Source organism: Ulvibacter litoralis, from assembly GCF_900102055.1.
GTDB lineage: Bacteria > Bacteroidota > Bacteroidia > Flavobacteriales > Flavobacteriaceae > Ulvibacter > Ulvibacter litoralis.
Genome location: NZ_FNBA01000001.1, coordinates 1,297,222 through 1,322,203 on the forward strand (window position 1 = coordinate 1,297,222; position 24,982 = coordinate 1,322,203).

Consider the following 24,982-nt stretch of genomic DNA (forward strand, 5'->3'; position numbering starts at 1 on the left):
TATTATGAATGTACCTTCTGAATTAAAATATACTAAAGACCACGAATGGGTTCTAATCGATGGTGACATCGCTACTGTTGGAATTACTGATTTTGCCCAAGGCGAATTAGGTGATATCGTTTATGTAGAAGTTGAAACTGTTGATGAAACAATGGACCTTGGAGAGGTTTTTGGAACGGTTGAAGCAGTTAAAACAGTATCAGACCTTATTCTTCCTCTATCTGGAGAGATAATAGAGTTTAACGACTCTCTAGAATCTGAACCAGAAAAAGTAAACACAGATCCTTATGGTGACGGTTGGATGATTAAAATTAAAATAGCCAATACCGACGAAATTGATGAACTATTAGATGACGCAGCTTATAAAGAGGTTATCGGAGCCTAAATCATTAGTTTTTGTAGGGATTCTCTACACAGTTTTTATTACCATTATTTTTTTAATGCCCACTCAAGATTTGCCGAAATCAAATGTTGAGTGGGCTGATAAAATTATACACATCACTATACACACAGTGTTATCTTTGCTTTGGCTGCTTTACTTTTATGTACATGATAAAAAGGGTACTAACTTCCGAAAACAGATCATATGGGTGTTAACTTTTTGTGTTGTTTATGGCATAATAATTGAGATACTACAACAAGTATTTACCGCTTCAAGAACCGCAGATATTTTAGATGTTTGTGCAAATGCAATTGGAACTTTCCTTGGATTGGCCTTGTTTTGGAGCGTAAAAAATAAATTTAAAATCTAAAATTGTAATTTCATTTTAAATTACAGAGATTTTATATATTTTAGCATCTATAAATAAACGAATATGGAACCGAAGAAAAATCCCAAGGCAGACTTAAGTAAGAGAAGCATGTTGTTTTTCCAATTAGGAATGATCTTTATGCTTTTTTTAGCTTGGCAAGCAATTGAATGGAAAACCTATGATAAATCCTTAGCAAGGGATATTCTAGATGTAGGAGAAGATTTAGAAGAAGAAATTCCAATTACCCAAACTGTAACCCCACCACCGCCACCACCACCGCCACCACCAGCTCCAGAAGTTATTGAGGTTGTTGAAGACGAAGAGGAAGTGGAAGAAACCATTATCGAGTCGACTGAAACAAATCAAGAAGAAGAGATTGTAGAGATTGAAGAGATTGAGGAAGTTGTTGAAGAAGAGATTGCAGATGTACCTTTCGCAGTTATTGAAAATGTACCAATCTATCCTGGATGTGAAGGTGAATCTGGAAACGCAGGGAAGAAAAAATGTATGTCTGAAAAAATTCAGAAGTTCGTACAAAAGAAATTTGACACTGAATTAGCGAATGACTTAGGTCTTGAAGGAAGACAGCGTATTTCTGTTCAATTTAAGATTGACAAAAACGGAAACGTAGTAGATGTTAGAGCAAGAGCTCCGCATCCTAAGTTAGAGCAAGAAGCTGTAAGTGTTGTAAAAGCATTGCCTAAAATGACACCAGGAAAACAACGTGGTAAGTCAGTAGGGGTATTATATGCATTACCAATTTTGTTCCAAGTAGAGAATTAATATTCTTTAAAATATATATTCAAAATCCCATTCGGTAAAACGGATGGGATTTTTTTTTGGCACAACTGTTGTAATTCTAAAGTATTAGTAACCCATAAAATAATACGTTATGAAACCATCAGTGAACAATTTGAACAGCGACCAACCAAAAAAGCAGTCAAAAAGAGCCGATAAAAAACGTGTTAATATTCCGTGGAACCATGGTTTATTTTTTCAAGTGGGGCTCATCGTAAGTTTACTTGCAGTATTTTTTATCATGGAAAACGCCAAAATGTATGTGTCGGCTAAAGTGGTTCCGAAGGAAAGGGCTACTGTAGAAGAACCATATGTAATGTCTGATGTGATACTAGAAGTAGAAACTCCCGTGAAAGAACCGGTGAAGGCGGAGCCAATTGTAAAAAGGGTACAACCCGTAGCGCCAATTGTTAGCGCTGTAACACCAATTGATGACCGTAGTACTATCATTGAAACGCCAGTACCAACAGTAGATGCTCCAGTTACGGAAGCGCCTCCAGTAACGGCGATTCCAAAACCTCCGGTTGACATAACACCAAAGAATATTAATAGTGTGGAATTTGTTCCAGTATTTCCAGGGTGCGAAGCATTAGTAACAAATGGTGAGAAGGTTGCGTGTATGTCTTCAAAGATTGCGAGCTTTATTCAAAAAAAGTTTAGAACCGACTCGTTCAGTCATTTAGATTCAGACGAAATTCAGCGTATTTCAGTTCAATTTCAAATTGACAAGAATGGGTATATTACAAATGTAAAAGCAAGAGCACCAAGAGCAGATTTAGAAAAAGAAGGAGCGCGTGTTATTTCGCAATTGCCTAAAATGAAACCGGGCCGACAAGGAGATGCCAATGTAGATGTTTTGTATATGGTTCCGATTGTTTTCAAAGTAAATTAAGTATTTTCCATAGATTAAAACCCGTCTTTTATATTTCTAAGAGACGGGTTTTTTGTTTCTATATAGCAGCCTTCTAAAAAAGCCGTATCTTTCAGCCTTCAAATAATGAATTGTATGATGAAGAATAGTGCCTCGTTTCTCATTTTATTTCTTTCAATTTACGCCTACTCTCAAAGCAACCCTTCTGGTTTTGAGAAGTACCCTGTTTTTCCTGAATGTTCAGAAAGTAGTATTGGCGATTTAGAGAGTTGTTTTAATACGACCTTACAGCAATTTGTGTTCGCAAATTTTAAAACTCCTGAAGTGGTTACAGCAGAATCATATTCAGGTAGCGTTTCTGTTTTTTTTGAAATCAACAAAGAAGGTGCTTTTAAAGTACTGTATGTAGATGCAACTTATAACGAATTAAAGGAAGAAGCAAAACGCGTTTTTGAATTGCTTCCGAAAATAGAGCCAGCTACCTATAACGGGAATCCTTCTTATGCGCAGTTTACCATGCCTATTGCTATCCTGTTAGGAGGACCTCTGGTTGTAGCTACTTCGGAAACAGCAACTGAAACGACCAAGCTTTCCGAAGCAAAAAAAATAGACTCACTTTCTTTAGAATACGATGCTATTGAAAAGTTCCCGTATGCGAATGAAGAGTATAAAAGCAATATAAACATTCCGTTATCGCATCATAATTACAGCAAATTTGATCCCGCATTAAATAGAGTGGGTACCAACAGTCATACTGCTCAAAAACCCTATATCTATTCGGAAGTAAATAGGTATTATAATTTTGAAGAAGAAAACAAACCGTTGCTAGCTAATAAAACCTCTTGGTTGGGACGAAAGCTTTTAAATGAACATTTTATCACACTTAAAGGGAAAGACTATTGGTTAACACTAGATCCTGGTGTCGATTTGCAAGTTGGAAAAGATTTTGATGCCGATATAAGTACTTATAATAATACGCGATTGGTTACAACGCAAGGAGGTATTGGTGATAATATTAGCTTTTTTGCAGTAATTTTTGAAAGTCAAGGACGTTTTGCAGATTATTTTAATCGGTATGCAGAGTCCATTCGACCCGACGGAGGAAACCCAGCAATTATTCCTGGGAGAGGAATAGCAAAAGCGTTTAGGACCGATTCGTACGATTATCCAATTGCAACAGGGCATATTTCATATTCGCCTTCAAAAACATTCAATGTGCAATTAGGGCATGGGAAAAATTTTCTTGGAGATGGGTATCGCTCTTTGTTGTTGAGTGATAACGCAAGTTCGTATCCTTACATAAAAATCAACACTACTTTTTGGAAGCTTAAATATACCAATACATGGATGTCGTTACGCGATGTACGTTCTGAGGTAACTTTAGACGATTCGTTTCGTACTAAATATATGGCGAACCATTATTTGAGTTACAATATTACCAAACGTTTGAATATTGGGTTGTTTGAGTCTGTTTTGTGGCAAAATGATAATGATAGAGGCTTTGATTTAAATTATGTTAATCCTATTATTTTTTACCGTGCTATTGAGTTCTCTACAGGGTCTAGGGGAGGAAATGCCTTAATTGGACTAAGTGGGAAGTACAAGTTTAGTGATCGCGTAAATGCATACGGACAATTTATTATTGACGAATTTTCTACAAGCGATGTTTTTGGGGGTAACGGAAGTTATAAAAACAAAACTGGATATCAATTAGGGGTAAAATACTACGACGCTTTTAAAGTGAAAGGATTGTATTTGCAAGCGGAATATAACCGTGTGCGCCCATATACGTATTCTCATAATACGGTGGTGCTTAATTACGGACATAACAACCAGTCGATGGCGCATACTTTAGGTGCTAATTTCTCTGAATTTATTGCCATTGGACGTTATGATTACGGTCGGTATTTTGCAGATGCGAAGTTTATAATCGCTAAAAGAGGGTTTGACTTTAACACCGATAAAGATGACTTTTTCTACGGCGGAAACGTTTACGGAAGCGAAGACAATCGCGTTAGTGATTTAGGGAATGAACTGGCACAAGGAAACACCACCAATTTTTTCCACATGGAATTGCAAGGAGGGTATTTGATTAATCCAGCAACAAATCTGAAAATCTACGGAAGCTTAATTTTTAGAGACTTTAAGCCATTAGAAAACACCGAAACTGTTTTTGAAAACCAGACAACGTGGGTGAACTTTGGTATTCGTACCGACTTGTTTAATTGGTACAACGATTTCTAAAAAGAGGTTTCTTTTATTTTGAAAGTTCTTTATAAAGGGTGCGGATAAAACTTTCGGTAGTAATGAAATTATCACCAAAGCCTTTATCGTCGTATTCTTTTGTTAGTTCACGCATCGCAACGACTTCATCTTCTGTTTTTTTAGCAACAATTTGATACTTAATTTGTCCTTTTAAAAACCGAAACATGCTTATGAGGTATTTGACATCTTCAATAGAAGCAATCTCTCCGTGTCCAGGAATGATTTTAGTGTCTTTGTCGGCAATGCTAAGTATTTTGTTTAAACCATCCATATATCCACTAAAACTTCCACCGTTTTTAGCATCTATAAATGGATACCCATTACTAATGTAGGCATCACCTGTGTGTAAAACGTTCGATTTGGTAAAATAAACCATTGCATCGCCATCGGTATGGGCTCTTGGAGTATGGGTAACTTCAATTTTCTCATTGTTGTAATAAAAAGAAATGTTTTTGGGAAAAGTAACAACAGGAAGCGCTCCGTTTGGAATATCAACAAATTCTTCAAGCGTACCAATCACTTTTTCTGCACTACGCATTTCATTTTTACGAACTTCTTCCGAAGAAATTTTACTTCCTTGACGTTCAATGATGCTATCTATTTTTTGGTCATATATTTTTTTAGCAGCATTGGTGTAGGTAGCTAAAATTCGTTTGCGAGCATTTTCTTGAGAAAAAATAAGTGCTCCTGAACTGGCCATGTACGCATTTCCGCCCGTATGATCTCCGTGATGATGAGTATTTACCAGTAGCTCAATAGGTTTGCTTGTAATTGTATTTAATTTTTGAATAACAGACGAAGATGTTTCTGGAAACTTATCATCAATCATGAAAACGCCATTTTCTCCAACACAAACACCAATATTTCCTCCTCGGCCCTTAATCATATAAATACTGTCTTTAACTCTGATAATACCTACGTTATTTTTAGCTCCGGCTTGCATTTCTTGCCCCTCCTTGCTCTTTGAATCAAGTTCAGCATCTGTTTGAGCTGATGCATAAAAACTACTAATAAGTAAAACGAAAACAAGGGCTATTCTTTGTGGCATAAGGTGCTTTTTTAATTAAAGTTTGAAAATAATAAAAAATGATAAATATTGCACTAACATTGTGTAGATTATATTGTGAAAAAAGGGAAGGTAGTGTATCTTTGCATCCTCAAACTTTGAAGCGTTTTTTACTTAGTAGTTAAGAGTCTAGTTAAAAAACAAAAGTTTCAACCTAAACCAAAAAGATTGCCCGTTACCCAATCATATCCTGTGCAACAATCGCTAATTCGAAATTTTACGGAGATTACTAAAATTCGCCTATCGGTGAGTGTCGTGTTTTCATCTGTTGCAGGGTATCTTCTAGGGGCAGAAACAATTGACTTTTACATTTTATTTCTATTGTGTGTTGGAGGCTATTGTATGGTGGGAGCTTCAAATGTATTTAATCAAATTATAGAACGTGACTTAGATGCTTTAATGGATAGAACGAAAGATCGTCCTATTCCTTCGGGAAGAATGTCGGTGCAAACCGCTTTTATCATAGGCGCAGTTTTAACTGTTATAGGACTTGTAGTGCTGTATGTAATTAATCCTAAAACAGCGATGTTTGGGGCTATTTGCATTTTTATGTACGTAAGTTTATACACACCCTTGAAAACAAGAACACCATTGTCTGTTTTTGTAGGTGCGTTTCCTGGAGCAATTCCTTTTATGTTAGGATGGGTTGCTGCTACAAACGACTTCGGAATTGAGCCCGGAACCTTATTTATGATTCAGTTCTTTTGGCAATTTCCACACTTTTGGGCTATTGGATGGTTTCTTTTCGACGATTATAAAAAAGGAGGTTTCTTTATGTTGCCTAATGGAAAAAGAAATAAAGGAACAGCGGTGCAAGTTGTTTTTTACACCATCTGGACTGTCTTAGCTTCTTTAATTCCAGTAATGGGAGTAACAGGGAGGTTGTATTTAACTCCGGTTTCAGGAGTGATTATAGGATTGTTAGGTGTTGGTTTAATATACTATGCGTTCCGACTTTACAAAGAACAAACCGCTAAAGCGGCAAAGCAATTGATGCTTGCAAGTGTAAGTTATATTACACTGTTGCAAATAATTTATGTGTTAGATAAATTTATACGATAATGGATTACACACAAGGGACAGAAGAGGAGAAGATATATCGAGCTAAAAAGAACATGCTTTGGTTTGGTATTATTAGTCTTACCATGAGTTTTGCAGGACTAACAAGTGCGTACGTAATTAGTAGAGAACGTAAAGATTGGTTGACCGATTTTGAAATTCCGCAGGCTTTTTATCTAAGTGTGCTTGTAATTTTACTAAGTAGTATTACGGTTCATTTTGCAAAAAAAATGATTCAGAAAAACGAAAACAAAACAGGAATGTGGCTTCTAGTTACTACATTTGTGTTAGGAATTATTTTTGTGATTCTTCAGTTTAGAGGTTTTTCAGAAATTATTGCAAATGGTTATTTTTTCACTGGAAGTGAAAGCTCAATTACCACGTCATTTGTCTATTTGGTGGTTCTTCTGCATTTAGCACACGTGTTTGTGGGGTTAATTACCTTGTTAGTGGTAATTTATAATCATTATAAACTAAAGTATCAAAACGGGAAAACCCTTGGAATAGAACTTGCTGCGACTTTTTGGCACTTCGTAGATGTACTATGGATTTACCTGTTTTTATTTTTATATTTCGTTAGATAAAAAATATACGTATTTTTGAACCTTTATTTAAAACCAAATTCTTTATATGGAAGCTACTGTTGCTAAAACAGGTACCGAAGGAAAAACCTGGGGTGGTGGAAACCAACCTTTAAGAGCCAGTTATGGCAAAATGATGATGTGGTTTTTCATTGTTTCAGATGCCTTAACTTTTTCTGGATTCCTAGCCGCTTATGGCTTTTCAAGATTTAAATTTGTAGATGCTTGGCCTATTGCTGACGAAGTGTTTACTCACTTTCCGTTTTTACACGGTGTAAATGCTCCTATGTATTATGTGGCGTTTATGACGTTTGTGCTTATTTTCTCATCTGTTACTATGGTATTAGCAGTGGATGCAGGACATAAAATGCAACAGAAAAAAGTGATCTTTTATATGTTCCTTACCATTATTGGAGGAGCTATATTCGTTGGGTCACAAGCCTGGGAATGGAATACTTTTATTAAAGGTGATTATGGCGCAGTAGAAACTAAAGGGGGGAAAATTATCCAATTTTTAGATACAGATGGAAAACGTGTCGCTATTAGAGATTTTGCGGTTCAATTACCAACCGAGAGAGTAGAGCACGTAAAGAAAGAAGGTATTTGGTTTGTTTCTGAACCTGAAACAATGTCTTCTTTTTCTTATGAAGAAGTAAAAGCAGGTTTCTTAGCAAATGATAATTTGCTTGTAAGAACACAATATAAAGACGAACACGGTCATCCAATCGTGCTTTCTAGAGAAGCTTCTATCGATAAAATTACAAACGATGGAAAATTAGTTGTTGAAGGTGCAAACTTGAAGCATAATGAATACGGAACACCATTATTTGCAGATTTCTTTTTCTTCATTACTGGTTTTCACGGTTTTCACGTATTATCAGGTGTAATTATTAACATTATTGTCTTTTTTAACGTTGTAATTGGAACCTATGAGCGAAGAGGTCATTACGAAATGGTTGAAAAAGTTGGACTATACTGGCACTTTGTAGATTTAGTTTGGGTATTTGTATTTACCTTCTTTTACCTTGTATAAATTAAAAAGCACTATCAAAATTTAAAAAATGGCTCACGAACATAAATTAGAAATATTTAGAGGACTTTTAAAGTTTAAGTCTAACGTAAGTAAAATTTGGGGTGTATTTGTACTTCTTTCTATAATTACAATTGTAGAAGTTATACTAGGGATTATTAGACCTGATTTCTTAGTAGATCACCACTTCTTAGCGATGCGTCTTTTGAACTGGGTGTTTATTATCTTAACACTTGTAAAAGCATATTATATTACTTGGGATTTCATGCACATGCGTGATGAGAAAAGTGGTTTAAGACGTTCCGTAATTTGGACTGCTATTTTCTTAATCTGTTACCTAGTTTTAATTCTACTAATAGAAGGAGATTATATTTATGAAGTTTACAAAAGCGGATTTATTAAATTCGACTTCTAAAATAATATGATAACATACTTATTAAAAAAAAGCCCTGAATTTCAGGGCTTTTTTTGTGTTTAAAAATTAACTATCAAAGGTTGCTCAAGCCCCTTTTAGCACGTATTTTTGTAGCCGTAATTTAACATGCAATGAAAAAGTTTATAGTTCTAGGAGTCTTATTTATTTTACCCATAACCATTTACATCTTTTTTGCTTCTGGTAAAGATAATTTTGCAAGATTACCGGTGTTAAACGAAGGTGTTGTTGAATTAAATAACTTTAAAACCATTGATGGTGCTTCCGTAGCGTTAACAGATCATATTACCGTTTTGGGTTTCTTCGGAAATAACTTAGAGGAAACAAAAAGTTACGCATTTAACCTAGCACATAAAATCTATAAAAAGAATCAAGGGTTTAAAGATTTTCAAATGATTATCCTTCTTCCTGAAGGCACTCAAGAAAGCGCAAAAGAACTTAACATCAAGCTTTCTGAAATTACGACCACAGAAAATTGGAAATTTGTTTTCGGAGCTTCCGAAGAGATTCAGAAAGTATTCAATTCCTTACAATCAAACAAAAGCCTAAACGGCAACCTAGCGACCCCTTATGTGAGTATTATAGATAAGGATCGTAATTTAAGAGGTAGAAATGATGATGAAGATTTCGGAATGGTCTACAGCTATAATGCTTCAGACATTGCTGAAATTAACAACAAAATGAGCGATGATATTAAAGTCTTACTTGCCGAATATCGTCTCGCTTTAAAAAAGAACAAAGCAACTAGAAAAATTTAACGCTATGAAAAAGAATACATACATAGGGATTAGCTTTATTGTTTTAGTTTTTGGAATTATTTTTATTCCGAAGATTTTAAACCGTCTTGAAAACGGAAGTGTTGTCGATGCAGACAGAATGAGCAACAACGAACACAATTTTGAAGCCACTGAAGCCATAGACAAAGCAAAGCTATTAACGATTAGTGAAGTGCCGCCTTTTAAATTTGTAAATCAGAATAACGACACTATAACCAATGCTGATTATGCTGGAAAGGTATATGTTGTTGAGTTTTTCTTTTCTACTTGCCAAAGTATTTGCCCAATTATGAATACCAATATGATTAAAGTGCAAGATGCTTTTAAAGACACCGATGACTTCGGAATTGCCTCTTTTACTATAGACCCAGCTTACGATACTCCAGAAGTGTTGAAGGAGTATGCAGAGGCTTACGGTGTGCATCATAAAAATTGGAATTTCTTAACGGGAGACAAAGACGCTATTTTTAAACTTTCTAACGAAGGATTTAAACTGTATGCAGGCGTAACAGACGATCCAGAAGAAAGTTTTGAACATTCTGGGTTATTTGCCTTAATCGACCAAGAGGGGAATGTGCGCTCTCGAATCGATGAATTTGGCAATCCAGTGATTTATTACAACGGATTAGAAGACGACGGAGTTAATATGCTAATAGAAGATATTAAAAAATTATTGTAAGATGTCAGAAACAGTTTCAAACGCTTCAAAAAAATATACCATTTGGATTTGGATCCTTTCAATTGCCATTCCAGTGGTGGTTGCAGTTTTATTTAGTGTTCGTATTCCGGGTGTAGAGCGCATGGGGTTTTTGCCTCCTATTTACGCGACGATTAATGGATTAACGGCTATATTGTTAGTAGCTGCAGTCTTTCAGATTAAAAAAGGAAATAGAAAGAGACACGAGCAGCTAATGAAAACCTGTATCGTACTTTCAGTGCTATTTTTAGGAATGTACGTAACCTATCATATGACGTCAGATTCTACTCCTTATGGAGGTGAAGGTGCGATTCGATATGTTTATTTCTTTATATTAATCACACACATTATCTTGTCAATACTTGTCATCCCTTTTGTACTCATTACTTATGTTAGGGCTATTTCAGGAAATTTCGAGATGCATAAAAAAATTGCAAAAATTACGTTTCCACTTTGGTTGTACATTGCAGTGACTGGAGTGATAGTATATGTAATGATTTCGCCTTATTATTAATTTATTCTTCGGAAACTACTACAAGTATTCTTACTCTTTAACGATGAAAACAAAATATTTACTTCTATTAATTGTCTTTCTTTTGGCTGTAATTCCAGCTGATGCTCAATGTGCTATGTGTAGAGCTGTGCTTGAAAGTGAAGAAGATGGTACCATGGCAAAAGGAATTAATAATGGTATTATGTATTTAATGGTTTTTCCCTATTTATTGGTGGGAGGCATCGGATTTATCATTTACAGAAGTAGAAAAAAAGCAAAAGCTTCAGAAAATTAACACTTTCTTCACATTTTTACTGTAACAGATTGTAAATAAAACAGTCTTACTTACACAGACTTCAACCAACCAAACCTGCAAGTCTTAACAAGAATTTCACAAATTACAGAAATGATTTCCTGTACTTTGGCACATATTTTATATTATGATCGAAATTAAAGACTTACATAAGTCCTACCATATGGGGAGTAATTCCCTTCACGTACTAAAAGGAATAAACTTTAACGTTAACGAGGGCGAAATGGTTTCTATCATGGGGTCGTCTGGTTCTGGGAAATCGACACTTCTAAATATCTTAGGGATGTTAGATGAAGCCGATGAAGGTACATACACCTTAGACGGTACACTTATTAAAAACCTAAATGAAAAAGTTGCAGCCAAGTATCGGAATAAGTTTTTAGGATTTATTTTTCAATCATTCAATTTAATAAATTACAAAACAGCTCTAGATAATGTGGCAATGCCGCTTTACTATCAAGGAGTAAAACGAAATATTAGAATGGAAAAAGCCATGCATTACTTAGAAAAAGTAGGCTTGGCCGAATGGGCAAACCATCATCCAAACGAGCTTTCTGGAGGACAAAAACAACGTGTCGCTATCGCGCGTTCGTTGGCGAGCGATCCAAAAGTACTGTTGGCAGATGAACCTACAGGAGCATTAGATACCAAAACATCGTACGAGGTAATGGAGTTGATTCAAGGAATTAACGACGAGGGAAAAACCATCCTTTTGGTTACTCACGAAGACGATATAGCGCATATGACCAAACGAATCGTAAACCTAAAAGATGGTCTTATCATCGACGATTCTGTAGTAAAACAAGTGCGTGCTAAAGAAGCAAAAGAATTACAAATGCTAGCAAAAAAAGCCGCAAATGTTTAATCTAGAGCGTTGGCAAGAAATATTTGAAACCATTCGTAAAAACAAACTACGGACCTTTTTAACAGGTCTTTCGGTAGCGTCTGGGATCTTTATTTTAGTCATATTATTAGCTATTGGACAAGGAATGGAAAACGGCATTGGTGAGCAGTTTAAAAATGATGCCACCAACCGTATTAGTATTTGGACAGGTGTTACTTCGGAAAGCTATAAAGGTTTAAACCCTGGGCGTCGTATCGAATTAGATAATTACGATTACGAACGTACCGTGGCTAAAAATATAGACAAGCTAGAGTATAAATCTGGTTTGTACAGTATTTGGGGCGGACTTGCAACCTACAAAGGAGAATCTGGAAGTTACCGGGTTGAAGGAGTACATGGCGATTATCAATTTTTAGAAAATGAAACTCTTACCACGGGGAGGTATATCAATCAGAATGATTTAGATCACTATGAGAAAGTAGCTGTTATTGGAAACAGAGTCTTTTTAGATCTGTTTAAAGGTAAAAATGCACTTGGAGAATATATTGAAATAACAGGGATTAATTTTAAAGTAGTTGGAATTTATACCGATCCAGGAGGAGAACGAGAGGAAACTCGTATTTTTATTCCACTTACAACAGCACAACGAGTCTACAACGCAGGCGATAAGTTACGTTCTGTAGCCTATGCTCTTCATCAATCTGATAACTTTGAAGAGGCCTTAGCTGCTTCGGAAGCTTTTACAACTCAATTAGAAGCCGATTTAAAACAGAAACACATTGTATCTCCTACTGATAAAAGTGCAATTAACATTAATAACTCTTTAGAAAATGCGAAACGGTTTTACGATTTAATCGGAATGATTCGTGGATTTTTCTGGGGCGTAGGGATTTGTACCATCATTGCAGGAGTTGTAGGGGTTAGTAATATCATGCTTATTATTGTTAAAGAGCGCACCAAGGAAATTGGAATTAGAAAAGCTATTGGAGCGCAACCACTCTCAATTATTGGAATGATCTTGCACGAATCAATTTTTGTAACAGCAATTGCGGGCTTTGTAGGGCTTATCTCAAGCTTACTATTGTTAGAAGTCGCGGGCCCTTTTATACAGAGTGAGTATTTAAAAAATCCTTCCGTCGATTTCGGAGTTGCAATCACCACAGTAATTATACTAATTGTAGCAGGAGCGTTGGCAGGTTTTTTCCCAGCCAGACGCGCAGCCAATATTAAACCTATAGTAGCCTTGCGAGATGAGTAAATTATTCAGTAGAGATATATGGTCTGAGATTATTGAAGCATTAAGTTCAAATTGGTTTCGAACGCTGTTAACTGCTTTTGGAGTGCTATGGGGAATATTTATACTAGTGATTCTATTAGCTGCAGGAAAAGGACTAGAAAACGGTGTAAAGCAAGGATTTGGTGGTATGGCTACTAACTCAATGTTCATGTGGACGCAAACGGCTTCAAAACCGTATAAAGGATTGCCAAAAGGACGTCGTTACAATTTTAAAATTGGCGATGTTGAAGCGATTAAGCAAAGTGTACCCGATTTACGATTTGTGTCTCCTAGAAATCAATTAGGAGGGTTTAGAGGAAACAATAATGTGGTTAGAGGGTTAAAAACAGGTGCGTATAATGTGTATGGAGATTATCCAGAAATTATACAGCAACAACCAATGGATATCACTTCGGGTCGATTTATAAACTATTCAGATATTCAAGACAAACGAAAAGTTGCCGTTATAGGAGAATCTGTTCGTAAAGGATTGTATGAAACTGGGGAAGAAGTGATTGGTTCGTACATTAAAATTAACGGAGTTAATTTTATGGTGATAGGAACCTATACTAAAAAATCGCAAGGAGGGGGTGATCCTGAAGAAAACCAAAAAGAAATTTATGTTCCTTTTACCTCTTTTTCTCAAGCTTTTAATATGGGAGAGATTGTAGGTTGGATGGCTATCACTGCAAACGATGGGGCTTCCATTACGGAGTTGAAAAGTCGTGTATTTGACGTTGTTAAAGCAAGGCATTCTATAAGTCCAGATGATGATAGGGCGGTTGGAAATTTTGATCTATACCAAGAGTATAGTCAGATAAACGGACTGTTTGTAGCCCTTAATTTTGTTGCCTATTTCGTAGGGATATTAGTATTACTGTCTGGAATTATTGGAATTAGTAATATCATGCTTATTGTAGTTAAAGAACGCACTAAAGAAATTGGAATACGACGTGCTTTAGGCGCCACCCCTTGGGAAATTAGATCTCAAATTTTATTAGAGTCCATATTTTTGACAATTATTTCCGGAATGGCTGGAATTGTACTAGCCTCGGGAGTATTAGCACTGGTAAACTTGGTGTTGGATGGGATGGACACGAGCACCATGATGTTTGCAAATCCAACCGTAAACATAGGGGTCGTATTTATCGCACTACTAATATTAATTGTATCAGGATTATTAGCAGGATTAATTCCTGCACAAACAGCTATACGAGTAAAGCCCGTAGATGCTTTAAGAACCGAATAAACTAACAAATACTATAAATTGAACAACTAAAATGAAAAAGACAGGAACCATTATAATACTAGTTGGAATTTTGCTGCTTTTTGGAATTGCAATGTTTTGGCTTTGGTCTAAAAATGCTGAAGATCCAATCGTATATACAACCGAAAAACCTTCCGTAGAAAATATTGTTAAAAAAACAGTTGCAACGGGAAGTATTGTGCCTAAAGAAGAAGTGCTAATTAAACCTAATATTTCAGGAATTATAGATGAAATATTTGTGGAAGCTGGAGATATTGTAGAAAGCGGAGATCTAATTGCACGGGTAAAGGTAGTGCCTAACGTTTCTTCATTGAGTAGTGCTCAAAATAGTATCAATAGCGTTCGAACACAAGTAGAGACCGCTCGATTGGCATTAGAAAACCAAAAAAGTATTTACAACCGCCAAAAAGAACTTTTTGAAAAAGGAGTGATTTCAGCAAATGAGTTTGATACGGCACAATCTGCTTACGATCAAGCCGAGCAACGATATAAACAAGAAAAAGTAGGCTTAAATGGAGCGCTTCAAAACTATGATATTGTTAAAACGGGGACAAGTCGTGGATTAGGTGCTTCTGCAAATACAGAAATTAGAGCTACCGTTTCAGGAATGATATTAGATGTTCCGGTGAAAACTGGAAATCAAGTTATTGAATCTAATAATTTCAATGATGGAACAACCATTGCTACCATTGCCGATGTCGATAAAATGATTTTTGAAGGGAAAGTGGATGAGAGTGAAGTTGGTAAAATAAAAGAAAACCTTCCGTTAGAGATTACTGTTGGAGCTATTGAGAATAAAAAGTTTGACGCAGTGCTTGATTATATCGCTCCTAAAGGGGTGAGTGAAAATGGAGCCATTCAGTTTGAAATTAAAGGAACCCTTAAAAAAGGAGATACCACGTTTATTAGAGCAGGGTTAAGTGCAAATGCCTCTATTATTTTAGCAAGAGCAGATAGTGTTTTGACGGTAAAGGAAGGATTGGTTCAATACGATGCGAAAACACAAGCACCCTATTTAGAAATCATGACGGGAGATCAAAAGTTTGAACGTAAAGATATCGAGCTAGGTATTAGCGACGGAATTAATGTGGAGGTTAAAAGTGGTATTTCTAAAGAAGCCGAAATTAAAGTTTGGAACCAGTTGAAGGAAGCCCCAAAATTCGGGAATCAATAAAAAATGTGTTTTTATGTGTCATTTTTGTAACACATTTAATAATAGCAAGACAAATTTAGTAATACAATCAATTATGAAAAAGTTAGGAATCTTACTTTTTTTCCTTTTAATAGGATTACAAATAAATGCTCAAGAAAAGAAATGGACATTGCAGGAGTGTGTGGCTCATGCACTCGCTAATAACATTTCTGTAAAGCAAAGCGAACTAGAATTAGATTTGGCCGCTATCGATAAAAGCGATGCTTTTGGTAACTTCTTACCAAACCTAAACGCCTCCGCTTCTAATTCTTGGAATACAGGACTTACACAGAATATTACAACAGGAGTTTTAGAAACTCAAACTTCTCGAAATTCATCGTATGGTGTTTCAGCAGGAGTTACTTTATTTAATGGCTTACGAAATCAGAGACAATTGCAACGTGTAAAGCTTTCGAAGCTTGCTGCACAATATAATCTTGATAAAATGCAAGATGATATAGCGCTGTTTGTAGCCAATAGTTACTTACAAGTACTTCTAAATAAAGAGAATTTAGCAGTTGTTAAATCTCAAAATGAAGTAACACAAGCACAAATAGAAAGAACCAATCAATTGGTTGAAGCAGGAACGCTTCCTAAAGGAGATTTGTTAGAGATTAAAGCGACAAGCGCTAGTGAAGTTCAACAAATTGCTATTGCTGAAAATGCAGTAAAAATATCATTGATTAGTTTGGCACAGCTTCTTTTGGTGAAAGATTATGACACTTTTGATATCGCAAATGATGATTATGATATTATCGATGATGGCTATGTTTCTAAAGATGTTTCAGAAATTATAGAATCTGCTCAGAAAAACCGTCAAGAAGTTAAAATAGCCGAAAACAATGTGGCCTTGGCTCAAAAAGATTTACAAATTGCTCGAAGTTCATTTTACCCATCACTAAGTGGTTTTTTTAACTATAACACTAGAGAGTCGGGTTCAAGTCGTTTTGTGCAAGGAATAGATCCAAATAATCCTACGTATACAGAAGAAATAGGAGTCGTTCAGGGAACCAACCAATCGGTAATTGGAACATTTCCAAACACAATAATTGAAGAATTAAACCCGCTCCCTTTTCAAGAGCAGTTGTATAACAACGACGGTATTTCGTACGGAGTTTCTTTATCGGTTCCAATTTTTAATGGATTTTCTGCTCGTAACAATGTAAAACGTAGTAAGGTAAATATCAAACGAAGCGAATTTCAGTTAGAACAAGCAAAACTAGATTTAGAGTCTAATGTGTATCAAGCTTATGTAGATGCAAATGGAGCTCTAAAAGCATATGAAGCAGCTTTAGTTGCATTAGAGTCGCAAGAGTTAGCGTATCAATACGCAAAAGATAGATACGATGTTGGTTTAACAAATGCATTTGATTTAAGTCAGTCGAAACTTCGATATGATAATACACAAATTGAAGTGAACCGTAGTAAATATGATTATATTTTTAAAATAAAAGTATTAGAATTGTATTTTGGAATTCCTGCAGAGGAGTTAAAGTTTTAATTATGAAGAAAAAAACACTTATTTGGATTGTTGTACTGGCCTCCTTACTTATCGCAGTGCTTCTTGTAGGAAGCAAACAAGGTTGGTTTGGTAAAAAGGGTAATTTTAAAGAAGTTGAAACAACCAAAATAGAATTATTAAATATTACTGAAACGGTTGCGGCTACTGGAAAGATTCAGCCTGAAGTGGAAGTAAAATTATCTTCGGAAGTATCTGGAGAAATAATTGAACTTCCTATTAAAGAAGGCCAACAAGTTGAAAAGGGCGACCTTTTGGTAAAAATAAATCCAGATTTAGTGCAAGCAGCTTTGAGTCAATCGCAAGCGGGACTTCAAAATGTAAGAGCACAATTGGCGCAAGCGGAAGCAGGACTTAAAAACTCAAAGTTAACCTACGACAGAAGTAAAGCTTTGTTTGAAAAAGGAGTGATTTCTAAATCTGAATGGGATCGCGCTGTAGCCGATTATGAAAGCTTACAAGCAAACGTAAAATCTGCGTACTACAATGTGCAAAGCGCTGCTGCTAATGTAAAACAGTCTAGAGATAATGTCTCTAGAACTTCTATTTATGCACCCATGAGCGGAACTATTTCTAAACTCTCTGTAGAATTAGGTGAACGTGTGGTAGGAACAGCTCAAATGGCTGGAACCGAAATTGTACGTGTTGCTAATTTAAACAACATGGAAGTTGAGGTAGATGTAAATGAAAACGACATTGTAAAAGTAAACGTAGGAGATTCGACGAATGTTGAGGTAGATGCCTATTTAAAGCGAGAGTTTAAAGGAATTGTTACTGAAATAGCAAACTCGGCAGAAACAACTTTGTCTGCAGATCAAGTAACTAATTTTAAAGTAAAGGTTCGTATTCTAGCGAGTTCGTATCAGGATTTAACAGAAGGAAAGCCTGAAAGTTATTCACCTTTCCGCCCAGGAATGACTGCAACGGTAGATGTGATAACCAACAGAAAAGACAATGTAATTGGAGTGCCAATTAGCGCTATTGTAATAAAGAATGATACCAGCAGTGTTAAAAAAGTAGGGGTAAAAGAGAAATCTTCGGCTACTTCTGAAAAATTTGAATGCGTCTTTGTGAAAAATGGAGAAAAAGCCAAATTACGCGTGATTAAAACAGGAATTCAAGACGATAGTAATATTGAAATAGTTTCTGGACTAGCAGAAGGAGATGAGGTAATTACAGGACCTTATACAACCGTAACTAAAACCTTAGTAAATGGTGATAAGGTTGAGGTGAAATCTTCAGAAAAAGACAAATAGAAATTAAATAGCATGGCAACATTATTGTGCATTGAAACGGCAACAACAAATTGCTCCGTAGCGCTTTCGGTAAACGGAAGCGTTATTGCTTTTCAAGAAGATACAAGCAAAGAATACTCACATGCAGAACGATTGCACGTTTTTATTGAAGAAGTATTGGCAAAAGCGAACTTGACAAAACAAGATTTGGATGGCATTGCAGTAAGTAAAGGGCCAGGCTCTTATACAGGACTCCGTATAGGTGTTTCTGCGGCAAAAGGATTGTGTTATGCGTTAGATATACCATTAATTTCTATACCGACCTTACAGTCACTTATGCTTCAATTAAAAGGAGTGGAGGGTTGTGTGGTTTCTATGTTAGATGCACGTAGAATGGAAGTGTATGCAGCAGTGTTTTCTTCTGAAGGAAAGGAGCTAAGAGAAACAAGAGCCGAAATACTTACGGAACATTCTTTTTCAGAGTATTTAGAAAAAGGAAAGGTACATTTTATAGGAAGTGGAACCGATAAGTTTGAAGAAATTTGTACCCATAAAAATGCTGTTTTTGTAAAAGAAAAGTTCCCATCTGCACAAACGATGGCGATATTGGCTGAAGCTAAGCATAAAAAAAGCGACATCGAAGATGTCGCCTATTTTGAGCCTTATTATTTAAAAGACTTTATGGGTACGAAATTATAAGATTGAATTGTAATAATCTACTAACTTCACTAAATCATCTTCTGCATCAAGATCAAGTCTATTTTTCTTAATAAAAGATTTTATCTCTGAACTTTTAGATCCCATAGCTTTTATAATTTTTGATTTGCTATTTGGCAATTCATAAAGTTCACCCTTTGTAGACACTAAGTAATAAGTAACTTCCTTACTCCATTCTGCAGGTCTACTTATTTCGTAATTTGATTTGGCAAAATAAGGTGGCTTGTAAACTACACTCTCTTTAGTGTAAAGATTGAAGTTTTTTCCTTCAGTACTTACTTTAAAGTAATGTCCTTTTTCATTAGAACCTTCAAAAGGAATGAAGACATAGATGTCGTTGAAAATTTTAACAAATACATCTGGGTCTCTAAGAAGTGCCCCATATGTTTCATCGTTTTTATATTTTTTAATTTCAATTTCATCAGAAAACAAGTTGTAGCGCATGGCAACATTTGTTTTTACTAATTCATCATTTTTGAAAATTTTTCCTTGTAAGAAATCTTCGTTTGAATAAGGAGATCCTATTGTGGCTTTAAATTGCTCTTCCGTAAGTCCGAAAGCAGCGTCTTTTTCAGTTAATTCAATTTGCCTTAAATTTAAGTCGTAATTATTACTACCAGCGTTCCTGGCAGTTTGTGAAAATAAAGGCGTACTAACTATTACTAGTAACGCTATAATTATAGTCTTTTTCATGGGTTTAAATTTTTATTGCATTAAAGGTACAAATATTAATTATTTTTTTAAGTTTAATAAAGCTTCTTCTGTTAGTTTTACAGGAAGCTTACAGGTATTGTTTACACAAATGTAAATTAATGTTTCATTTGCTACGTATCTACCCTCAAAAAGAGTGCCGTTATTCTCTGTTAAACTAGCGGCTATTAGTGCGTTAGGGATGTAAGTTGTATTTATCTCTTTTGTTTTTTCTAAGGCGCTAGAGCCAGTAATAACGATTTCATAAAATTTAGATTGATAATTTGCCAAAAGGTTTAACCAATTAGAAAAACCGCTTGGATACTGTTCAATCTCTGGAAGCACGTTTTTAAGCATTTGAATTGCTGTTTCGGCATAAGTTTGTTCGTCGTAGTGGTGTGATAACACGAAAAGACTATTGGCTAACATTGAATTTGAGGCTGGAATTACATTGTCTCGGTATTCAAAATTTCTTGAAACCAAGGCGGCATCTTTTTTTGAGGTGAAGTAAAACATTCCCTTTTCAACATCAAAAAAGTTTGTAAACGTATAATCGGCAAGTTGTTTTGCTTTCTCAATCCATTGTGAATCTAACGTCACTTCGTATAATGCAATATAAGCGTCAATAACAGCTGCATAATCTTCTAAGTAGCCATTAATGGTGCTTTTTCCATCTTTATAATTGTGAAATAATGCACCGTTGCTTTGTAATTGTTTGTTGGCGATAAAGTGTGCGTTTTTTAATGCTGCTTGCAAGTATTCTTCCTTCTGAAAGGTTTTATAGGCATCTACATATCCTTTAAGCATCAAACCATTCCAAGAAGTTAGTGTTTTGTCGTCTAAGCGAGGTTTTGCACGTTGGTTACGATAGTCGAATAGGGTTTGTTTCCATGCTTTCTTTTTCTTCTGAAGGGTTTCAACTGTGATGGAAAAAGTTTCAGCAAAGGCAACGTCACTTTGATTTCGGATAAGTACATAGTTCTCATCTTCCCACTTTCCGTAGTCATTAACATTGTAATAGCTTTCAAAAAGTGTGTAGTCATCACCTAATAACGGTTGTAACTCTTCTTTGGTAAACACATAAAAAGCGCCTTCTTCCAATTCATCATTGCTATTTTTACTATCTGCATCTAAAGACGAATAAAATGCACCTTCTTCATTTGTTAAATCAGTCGCTATAAAATCTAATGTTTCAGAAACCACTTCTTTGTATAAAGGGTTTTTAGTTATTTTATAAGCATTACTATACAAGCTAACCAGTTGGGCGTTGTCGTAGAGCATTTTTTCAAAATGAGGCACCAACCATTTTATATCGGTGCTGTATCTTGAGAATCCGCCGCCTATTTGATCGTAAATTCCGCCATAGGCCATTTTATCGAGGGTCAAGGTTACTTGGTGTAATAAAGCAGTGTCATTTTTTTCAACAGCCTTCCGAAGTAAATACGCGTAATTGTTTGGCATCATGAATTTAGGAGCTCGATTGTAGCCGCCAAAAACTGTGTCAAAACTTTGCGACCAATTTTCTAGGAGTCCGTCAGTAGGAAATTTAGTAAAATCTACATCTTCAGTGTTTAAAGTAATGAGGTCCATTCCTTTAATTCCTTCTTCCAATTTTGTGGCGTAGTCGATCAGGGTTTGTGGCTCTCGTTCGTAGATTTCTTCAATTTTAGAAAGTGCTTCAATCCAATCGCTCTTTTTAAAATAAGTACCGCCCCAAACAGGACGACCGTCGGGAAGTGTAATCACATTTAGCGGCCAACCTGCATTACCCGTCATTAATTGTACAGCATTGATGTAAATTTGATCTACATCGGGACGTTCTTCTCGATCTACCTTTACCGAAATAAATTTTTGATTCATCACTGCTGCAACGGTAGAGTCTTCAAAACTTTCGTGCTCCATCACATGACACCAATGGCAAGCGGAATAGCCAATACTAATAATCATCAGCTTTTTCGATTCTTTTGCTTCGCGAAGCGTATTCTCGTTCCACGCTTTCCAATTTACGGGATTATGGGCGTGTTGAAGGAGGTAAGGACTGGTCTCATTAATGAGCTCGTTGGTGTGAGTAAATGTTTCCAAAGTTTCTTTTTTTGAAGAATTACAAGAAAATAATAGGGTAGCACTAATAATGCAAAGTAAAAAGTGACGCATATTGAAATAGGTATAAAAACAAAAATACGCTTTTGAATGTTCAAAAGCGTATTTTTTTATAAACGGGACTATTAATTTAGTTTACTTCAAAAGTGATTTTTACGTTTACACGAAATTCGGTAATTGAATCTCCGTTTACACTAGCACTTTGCTCATTTATATATACAGAGCGGATATTTTTAACGCTTTTTCCTGCGTGCTTTACTGCATTTTTTGTTGCATCTTCCCAACTTTCAGTTGAGTTTGCCATTACTTCAATAACTTTTAATACTGCCATAATTTTGAAAATTTAAAATTGATTCTCTAAGTTACGATTTTAGCAGCGATTTTACTCTATATATAAGTAAAACCTTTCTTTTAAAGTGTTTAAAAGCAGGAAGTTTTACCCATTTATTGCTTCAACAGTTTGTACGCGTCCATTCAGCATGTCCTTTAACATGGTTTCGATTCCATTTTTAAGGGTAATCGTAGAAGACGGACAACCGCTACAAGCACCTTGTAAAATAACACGAACGGTTTTTGTGTTTACATCGAAAGAGTCGAAGGCAATATGGCCACCATCACTTGCTACGGCAGGTTTTATGTATTCATCAAGAATTGCCATAATTTCTTTATCGATGTCTGAATGCGCTTCGGAAGCTTCTGTAGTAGTATCAAGACTTGCTGCCGTTTCAGCTTCTTTTTTCTTCTGAAGAATGGCATCGTTTAAAATAGGCTTACCGTTTTCAATATAACTTCTAATGAATTCACGAAGTTCCATCGAAATTTCTTGCCATTCAGCAACATTATATTTCATCACAGAAACATAATTCGCGCTAATAAATACTTCTTTTACAAAAGGAAAGGCAAATAAGGCTGTTGCTAAGGGCGAATCGATAGCGTCGTCTATATTTTTAAATTCGAAAGTTCCATCTGCTAAAGGTTTGTTCGCAACAAATTTTTGAACAATAGGGTTTGGAGTGCTTTCTGCATAAACGGTTACAGGTACTTTTTTAGTAGTTTCAGTATCTTCAATCACTACTTTTCCGCTTTCTAGATATTCTGAAATTGAAGCGGCTACTTCCTCTTTAACATCATCCCAGCCTACGATGTTGTATTTTTCAATAGCAATGAAATTTTGTGAAATATAGACTGTCTTTACAAATGGAAGGTAGAATAATTGTTGTGCGAGAGGACTCGGTTTTGCCTCGTCAATATTATTGAATTCGTAACTTTTTGCTTGAGTTAAGAAGGAATTTGTAACAAATTTTACAATATTTTCGTTAGAAGTGGGTTGTACAGTAATATGAAATTGAGACATTTTAATTTTTTTTACAAAAATATAAAAAGAAACTCAATGTATTCAATATATTTGACCCGATAATATCTACTTTATGCAGAGACTTTTACTCGTTTTATTTTTATCTTTTTCAATTTATGGATATTCGCAAATAACTGTAGATGAGACGTTAACCCCTCGACAACTAATCGAGGATGTTTTAATAAACAATACTTGTACACAAGTTTCTGACATAATACAAAGCACAGGAACTAATTTTGGTGATGTAAATGGTATTGCAGCATTCGATGCAAATGGTTCCGATTTCCCATATGCTTCAGGAATCATATTGTCTTCTGGAGGTGTTACAGGCGCTCCAGGACCTAACTTATCTACCCTTAGTGGTGGAAATCCGGGTTGGCCAGGTGATGTCGATTTAGAAGCAAACACAACGGCTACAAATACAAATAATGCTTCTTTCCTTCAATTTAATTTTATTCCTGTTATTGATGAGATAAGTTTCGATTTTTTATTGGCTTCGGAAGAATACAATCAAAATTTTGAGTGTACTTTTTCTGATGCTTTTGCTTTCATACTTACCGATCAAATTACAGGTGGTGTTCAAAACCTTGCCGTATTGCCTGGAACAACAACCCCAATAGAAGTAACAAATATTCATCCAGATGTGCCAGGAAGTTGTCCGGCTATTAACGAACAGTATTTCGATAAGTATAACTTCTTGCCTTTTAATCCTGAAGCACTTTCAGCAACCAATTACAATGGACAAATAGTATCGTTAGTAGCAAAGGGGACCGTAGTGCCTGGAAATACTTATACTATTAAATTAGTAATTGCTGATGAAACGGATACGTCTTTAGACTCTGCTGTGTTTTTACGAGCGGGTTCTTTCGATATTGGAAGTGTTGACTTAGGAGTAGATTTAACGATTGCAGGTGGAAACGCGAGATGTGAAGGAGAAGTATTTACTATTTTTCCAGATGTTGCTGCCCCACCAAATACAACCTACGAGTGGCAATATGAAGATCCCATCGGATCGGGTGTGTTTTCACCGTTTACACCTCCTGAAACCAATCCTAGTTTAGATATTTCAACAACTGGAAATTATAAATTGATCGTTAACTTTGGCGGAAACTGCGAAAATGAAGGAGAAATTTTTGTAGAGTTTTCTCCTCCTATTGTTTTCAATCCAACGCCAAGCTCTTTGGTGGTTTGCGATGGAAATAATGATGGTTTTGCCTTTTTTACGTTGCACGATGCCGATTTAGATATTACGAATGGGGATCCTGATCTATTTGTTACCTATCACCCAACACAGTTGGATGCTGAGAATAATTTAAATGAATTATTAGATCCGTATGCAAATGACGATCCTTTTAGCGATGTCGTGTATGCACGTGTTGTAAGTACATTTAGTAGCTGCTTTGAAATTGTAACACTAGATTTGGAAGTCCGTAACACTCCTGAGATTGTAGCACCTGCCGACCCTTTGCGTTTGTGTGATTATGATACTCCAGGCGATGGATTAGAGGTTTTTGATTTAACGGTTGTTGAGCCAGAGGTTTTAGATGGTTCAGATCCTTTATTATACGATATTTATTATTATGAAGTAGAGCAAGATGCTATTGACGCTGGAGAGTTGGCCTTAACGGTTCCCGATTTTTCATTGGCTATTGGA

General features: G+C 35.7%; 26 protein-coding genes. 21 read left to right on the forward strand and 5 right to left on the reverse strand.

Annotated elements, in window-relative coordinates; translation table 11 throughout:
- The first annotated feature begins 4 nt into the window (after window positions 1–4).
- From gcvH to BLQ00_RS05900, 5 genes are all read left to right on the forward strand, one after another.
- Window positions 5–385 carry a glycine cleavage system protein GcvH gene (gcvH, locus tag BLQ00_RS05880; protein ID WP_093141754.1) on the forward strand — a complete coding sequence of 127 codons (381 nt, stop codon included), beginning with the start codon at window positions 5–7 and terminating at the stop codon, window positions 383–385.
- Window positions 351–752 carry a VanZ family protein gene (locus tag BLQ00_RS05885; RefSeq protein ID WP_093141756.1) on the forward strand — a complete coding sequence of 134 codons (402 nt, stop codon included), beginning with the start codon at window positions 351–353 and terminating at the stop codon, window positions 750–752. The genes gcvH and BLQ00_RS05885 overlap by 35 nt, the downstream gene beginning before the upstream one ends.
- Window positions 753–815: 63 nt before the next feature.
- Entirely contained in the window at window positions 816–1,535 is a 720-nt protein-coding gene (locus BLQ00_RS05890; protein WP_093141759.1) for an energy transducer TonB, read from the forward strand.
- 109 nt (window positions 1,536–1,644) lie between these two features.
- On the forward strand, window positions 1,645–2,442 hold the full coding sequence (locus tag BLQ00_RS05895; protein ID WP_093141762.1) for an energy transducer TonB: 798 nt from the start codon (window positions 1,645–1,647) through the stop codon (window positions 2,440–2,442).
- A 117-nt stretch (window positions 2,443–2,559) separates the two neighbouring features.
- Entirely contained in the window at window positions 2,560–4,665 is a 2,106-nt protein-coding gene (locus tag BLQ00_RS05900) for a gliding motility protein RemB (protein ID WP_093141764.1), read from the forward strand.
- 13 nt (window positions 4,666–4,678) lie between these two features.
- Here the strand turns inward: BLQ00_RS05900 and BLQ00_RS05905 are convergent, their stop codons facing one another.
- Window positions 4,679–5,734, reverse strand: coding sequence for an MBL fold metallo-hydrolase (locus BLQ00_RS05905; RefSeq protein ID WP_093141767.1), 1,056 nt, complete (start codon window positions 5,732–5,734; stop codon window positions 4,679–4,681).
- Between the two features lie 186 nt (window positions 5,735–5,920).
- Between BLQ00_RS05905 and cyoE the strand changes: the two genes are divergently transcribed.
- The 15 genes from cyoE (at window position 5,921) to tsaB (ending at window position 19,166) form a co-directional block, all read left to right on the forward strand.
- Window positions 5,921–6,814, forward strand: a complete 894-nt coding sequence (gene cyoE, locus BLQ00_RS05910) for a heme o synthase (RefSeq protein ID WP_093141770.1) — start codon at window positions 5,921–5,923, stop codon at window positions 6,812–6,814.
- Window positions 6,814–7,395, forward strand: coding sequence for a cytochrome c oxidase subunit 3 (locus BLQ00_RS05915; RefSeq protein ID WP_093141772.1), 582 nt, complete (start codon window positions 6,814–6,816; stop codon window positions 7,393–7,395). Before cyoE ends, BLQ00_RS05915 begins: the two co-directional genes overlap by 1 nt.
- A 46-nt stretch (window positions 7,396–7,441) precedes the next feature.
- Window positions 7,442–8,425 carry a cytochrome c oxidase subunit 3 gene (locus tag BLQ00_RS05920; RefSeq protein WP_093141775.1) on the forward strand — a complete coding sequence of 328 codons (984 nt, stop codon included), beginning with the start codon at window positions 7,442–7,444 and terminating at the stop codon, window positions 8,423–8,425.
- A 28-nt stretch (window positions 8,426–8,453) separates the two neighbouring features.
- Complete coding sequence (locus BLQ00_RS05925) at window positions 8,454–8,837, forward strand: cytochrome C oxidase subunit IV family protein (RefSeq protein ID WP_093141778.1); 384 nt, start codon at window positions 8,454–8,456, stop codon at window positions 8,835–8,837.
- A gap of 131 nt (window positions 8,838–8,968) precedes the next feature.
- Window positions 8,969–9,613, forward strand: a complete 645-nt coding sequence (locus BLQ00_RS05930) for a hypothetical protein (protein WP_093141780.1) — start codon at window positions 8,969–8,971, stop codon at window positions 9,611–9,613.
- A 4-nt stretch (window positions 9,614–9,617) separates the two neighbouring features.
- Window positions 9,618–10,310, forward strand: a complete 693-nt coding sequence (locus tag BLQ00_RS05935; RefSeq protein ID WP_093141783.1) for an SCO family protein — start codon at window positions 9,618–9,620, stop codon at window positions 10,308–10,310.
- 1 nt (window position 10,311) lies between these two features.
- The gene (locus BLQ00_RS05940; protein ID WP_093141786.1) at window positions 10,312–10,842 is read left to right on the forward strand and encodes a DUF420 domain-containing protein; all 531 of its coding nucleotides are present in this window, start codon (window positions 10,312–10,314) and stop codon (window positions 10,840–10,842) included.
- Window positions 10,843–10,885: 43 nt separating this feature from the next.
- Entirely contained in the window at window positions 10,886–11,116 is a 231-nt protein-coding gene (locus tag BLQ00_RS05945) for a hypothetical protein (RefSeq protein WP_093141788.1), read from the forward strand.
- A gap of 145 nt (window positions 11,117–11,261) precedes the next feature.
- Complete coding sequence (locus BLQ00_RS05950; RefSeq protein WP_093141791.1) at window positions 11,262–11,999, forward strand: ABC transporter ATP-binding protein; 738 nt, start codon at window positions 11,262–11,264, stop codon at window positions 11,997–11,999.
- A complete protein-coding gene (locus BLQ00_RS05955) occupies window positions 11,992–13,236 on the forward strand; it encodes an ABC transporter permease (protein ID WP_093141793.1) in 1,245 nt (414 codons plus the stop codon). Before BLQ00_RS05950 ends, BLQ00_RS05955 begins: the two co-directional genes overlap by 8 nt.
- Window positions 13,229–14,503 (forward strand): ABC transporter permease, encoded by a 1,275-nt coding sequence (locus BLQ00_RS05960; protein ID WP_093141796.1) that lies wholly within the window; start codon window positions 13,229–13,231, stop codon window positions 14,501–14,503. Before BLQ00_RS05955 ends, BLQ00_RS05960 begins: the two co-directional genes overlap by 8 nt.
- Window positions 14,504–14,534: 31 nt before the next feature.
- Window positions 14,535–15,695 carry an efflux RND transporter periplasmic adaptor subunit gene (locus BLQ00_RS05965; protein WP_093141798.1) on the forward strand — a complete coding sequence of 387 codons (1,161 nt, stop codon included), beginning with the start codon at window positions 14,535–14,537 and terminating at the stop codon, window positions 15,693–15,695.
- 73 nt (window positions 15,696–15,768) lie between these two features.
- Window positions 15,769–17,214, forward strand: a complete 1,446-nt coding sequence (locus BLQ00_RS05970; RefSeq protein ID WP_093141801.1) for a TolC family protein — start codon at window positions 15,769–15,771, stop codon at window positions 17,212–17,214.
- A 2-nt stretch (window positions 17,215–17,216) separates the two neighbouring features.
- Window positions 17,217–18,488: an efflux RND transporter periplasmic adaptor subunit gene (locus BLQ00_RS05975; protein ID WP_093141804.1), complete on the forward strand. Its 1,272-nt coding sequence runs from the start codon at window positions 17,217–17,219 to the stop codon at window positions 18,486–18,488.
- Between the two features lie 12 nt (window positions 18,489–18,500).
- Window positions 18,501–19,166 carry a tRNA (adenosine(37)-N6)-threonylcarbamoyltransferase complex dimerization subunit type 1 TsaB gene (tsaB, locus tag BLQ00_RS05980; RefSeq protein WP_093141806.1) on the forward strand — a complete coding sequence of 222 codons (666 nt, stop codon included), beginning with the start codon at window positions 18,501–18,503 and terminating at the stop codon, window positions 19,164–19,166.
- On the opposite strand, the gene BLQ00_RS05985 is transcribed toward tsaB, so the two are convergent.
- The 4 genes from BLQ00_RS05985 to BLQ00_RS06000 all read right to left on the reverse strand — a co-directional run bounded on the left by BLQ00_RS05985 (window position 19,161) and on the right by BLQ00_RS06000 (window position 23,328).
- Complete coding sequence (locus BLQ00_RS05985) at window positions 19,161–19,877, reverse strand: hypothetical protein (RefSeq protein WP_093141809.1); 717 nt, start codon at window positions 19,875–19,877, stop codon at window positions 19,161–19,163. The genes tsaB and BLQ00_RS05985 overlap by 6 nt on opposite strands.
- 39 nt (window positions 19,878–19,916) lie before the next feature.
- Window positions 19,917–22,028: a thioredoxin domain-containing protein gene (locus tag BLQ00_RS05990; RefSeq protein ID WP_093141811.1), complete on the reverse strand. Its 2,112-nt coding sequence runs from the start codon at window positions 22,026–22,028 to the stop codon at window positions 19,917–19,919.
- Between the two features lie 76 nt (window positions 22,029–22,104).
- The gene (locus BLQ00_RS05995; RefSeq protein WP_093141814.1) at window positions 22,105–22,305 is read right to left on the reverse strand and encodes a dodecin family protein; all 201 of its coding nucleotides are present in this window, start codon (window positions 22,303–22,305) and stop codon (window positions 22,105–22,107) included.
- Window positions 22,306–22,410: 105 nt separating this feature from the next.
- Window positions 22,411–23,328 (reverse strand): NifU family protein, encoded by a 918-nt coding sequence (locus tag BLQ00_RS06000; RefSeq protein ID WP_093141817.1) that lies wholly within the window; start codon window positions 23,326–23,328, stop codon window positions 22,411–22,413.
- Window positions 23,329–23,401: 73 nt separating this feature from the next.
- Between BLQ00_RS06000 and BLQ00_RS06005 the strand changes: the two genes are divergently transcribed.
- Window positions 23,402–24,982 (forward strand): choice-of-anchor L domain-containing protein (locus BLQ00_RS06005; protein ID WP_217629420.1); only part of this gene is annotated, 1,581 nt, incomplete at its 3' end.

Bases quoted from the DNA above. Each gene is read 5' to 3' on its own strand.
- BLQ00_RS05890 (WP_093141759.1), top strand. From the start codon at position 816: ATGGAACCGAAGAAAAATCCCAAGGCAGACTTAAGTAAGAGAAGCATG.
- BLQ00_RS05955 (WP_093141793.1), top strand. From the start codon at position 11,992: ATGTTTAATCTAGAGCGTTGGCAAGAAATATTTGAAACCATTCGTAAA.
- BLQ00_RS05965 (WP_093141798.1), top strand. From the start codon at position 14,535: ATGAAAAAGACAGGAACCATTATAATACTAGTTGGAATTTTGCTGCTT.
- BLQ00_RS05950 (WP_093141791.1), top strand. From the start codon at position 11,262: ATGATCGAAATTAAAGACTTACATAAGTCCTACCATATGGGGAGTAAT.
- gcvH (WP_093141754.1), top strand. From the start codon at position 5: ATGAATGTACCTTCTGAATTAAAATATACTAAAGACCACGAATGGGTT.
- BLQ00_RS05905 (WP_093141767.1), bottom strand. From the start codon at position 5,734: ATGCCACAAAGAATAGCCCTTGTTTTCGTTTTACTTATTAGTAGTTTT.
- BLQ00_RS05930 (WP_093141780.1), top strand. From the start codon at position 8,969: ATGAAAAAGTTTATAGTTCTAGGAGTCTTATTTATTTTACCCATAACC.
- BLQ00_RS05915 (WP_093141772.1), top strand. From the start codon at position 6,814: ATGGATTACACACAAGGGACAGAAGAGGAGAAGATATATCGAGCTAAA.
- BLQ00_RS05945 (WP_093141788.1), top strand. From the start codon at position 10,886: ATGAAAACAAAATATTTACTTCTATTAATTGTCTTTCTTTTGGCTGTA.
- BLQ00_RS05895 (WP_093141762.1), top strand. From the start codon at position 1,645: ATGAAACCATCAGTGAACAATTTGAACAGCGACCAACCAAAAAAGCAG.
- BLQ00_RS05960 (WP_093141796.1), top strand. From the start codon at position 13,229: ATGAGTAAATTATTCAGTAGAGATATATGGTCTGAGATTATTGAAGCA.
- BLQ00_RS05985 (WP_093141809.1), bottom strand. From the start codon at position 19,877: ATGAAAAAGACTATAATTATAGCGTTACTAGTAATAGTTAGTACGCCT.
- BLQ00_RS05925 (WP_093141778.1), top strand. From the start codon at position 8,454: ATGGCTCACGAACATAAATTAGAAATATTTAGAGGACTTTTAAAGTTT.
- BLQ00_RS05990 (WP_093141811.1), bottom strand. From the start codon at position 22,028: ATGCGTCACTTTTTACTTTGCATTATTAGTGCTACCCTATTATTTTCT.
- BLQ00_RS05900 (WP_093141764.1), top strand. From the start codon at position 2,560: ATGAAGAATAGTGCCTCGTTTCTCATTTTATTTCTTTCAATTTACGCC.
- tsaB (WP_093141806.1), top strand. From the start codon at position 18,501: ATGGCAACATTATTGTGCATTGAAACGGCAACAACAAATTGCTCCGTA.
- BLQ00_RS05920 (WP_093141775.1), top strand. From the start codon at position 7,442: ATGGAAGCTACTGTTGCTAAAACAGGTACCGAAGGAAAAACCTGGGGT.
- BLQ00_RS05995 (WP_093141814.1), bottom strand. From the start codon at position 22,305: ATGGCAGTATTAAAAGTTATTGAAGTAATGGCAAACTCAACTGAAAGT.
- BLQ00_RS05970 (WP_093141801.1), top strand. From the start codon at position 15,769: ATGAAAAAGTTAGGAATCTTACTTTTTTTCCTTTTAATAGGATTACAA.
- BLQ00_RS06000 (WP_093141817.1), bottom strand. From the start codon at position 23,328: ATGTCTCAATTTCATATTACTGTACAACCCACTTCTAACGAAAATATT.
- BLQ00_RS05935 (WP_093141783.1), top strand. From the start codon at position 9,618: ATGAAAAAGAATACATACATAGGGATTAGCTTTATTGTTTTAGTTTTT.
- BLQ00_RS05885 (WP_093141756.1), top strand. From the start codon at position 351: ATGACGCAGCTTATAAAGAGGTTATCGGAGCCTAAATCATTAGTTTTT.
- BLQ00_RS05940 (WP_093141786.1), top strand. From the start codon at position 10,312: ATGTCAGAAACAGTTTCAAACGCTTCAAAAAAATATACCATTTGGATT.
- BLQ00_RS05975 (WP_093141804.1), top strand. From the start codon at position 17,217: ATGAAGAAAAAAACACTTATTTGGATTGTTGTACTGGCCTCCTTACTT.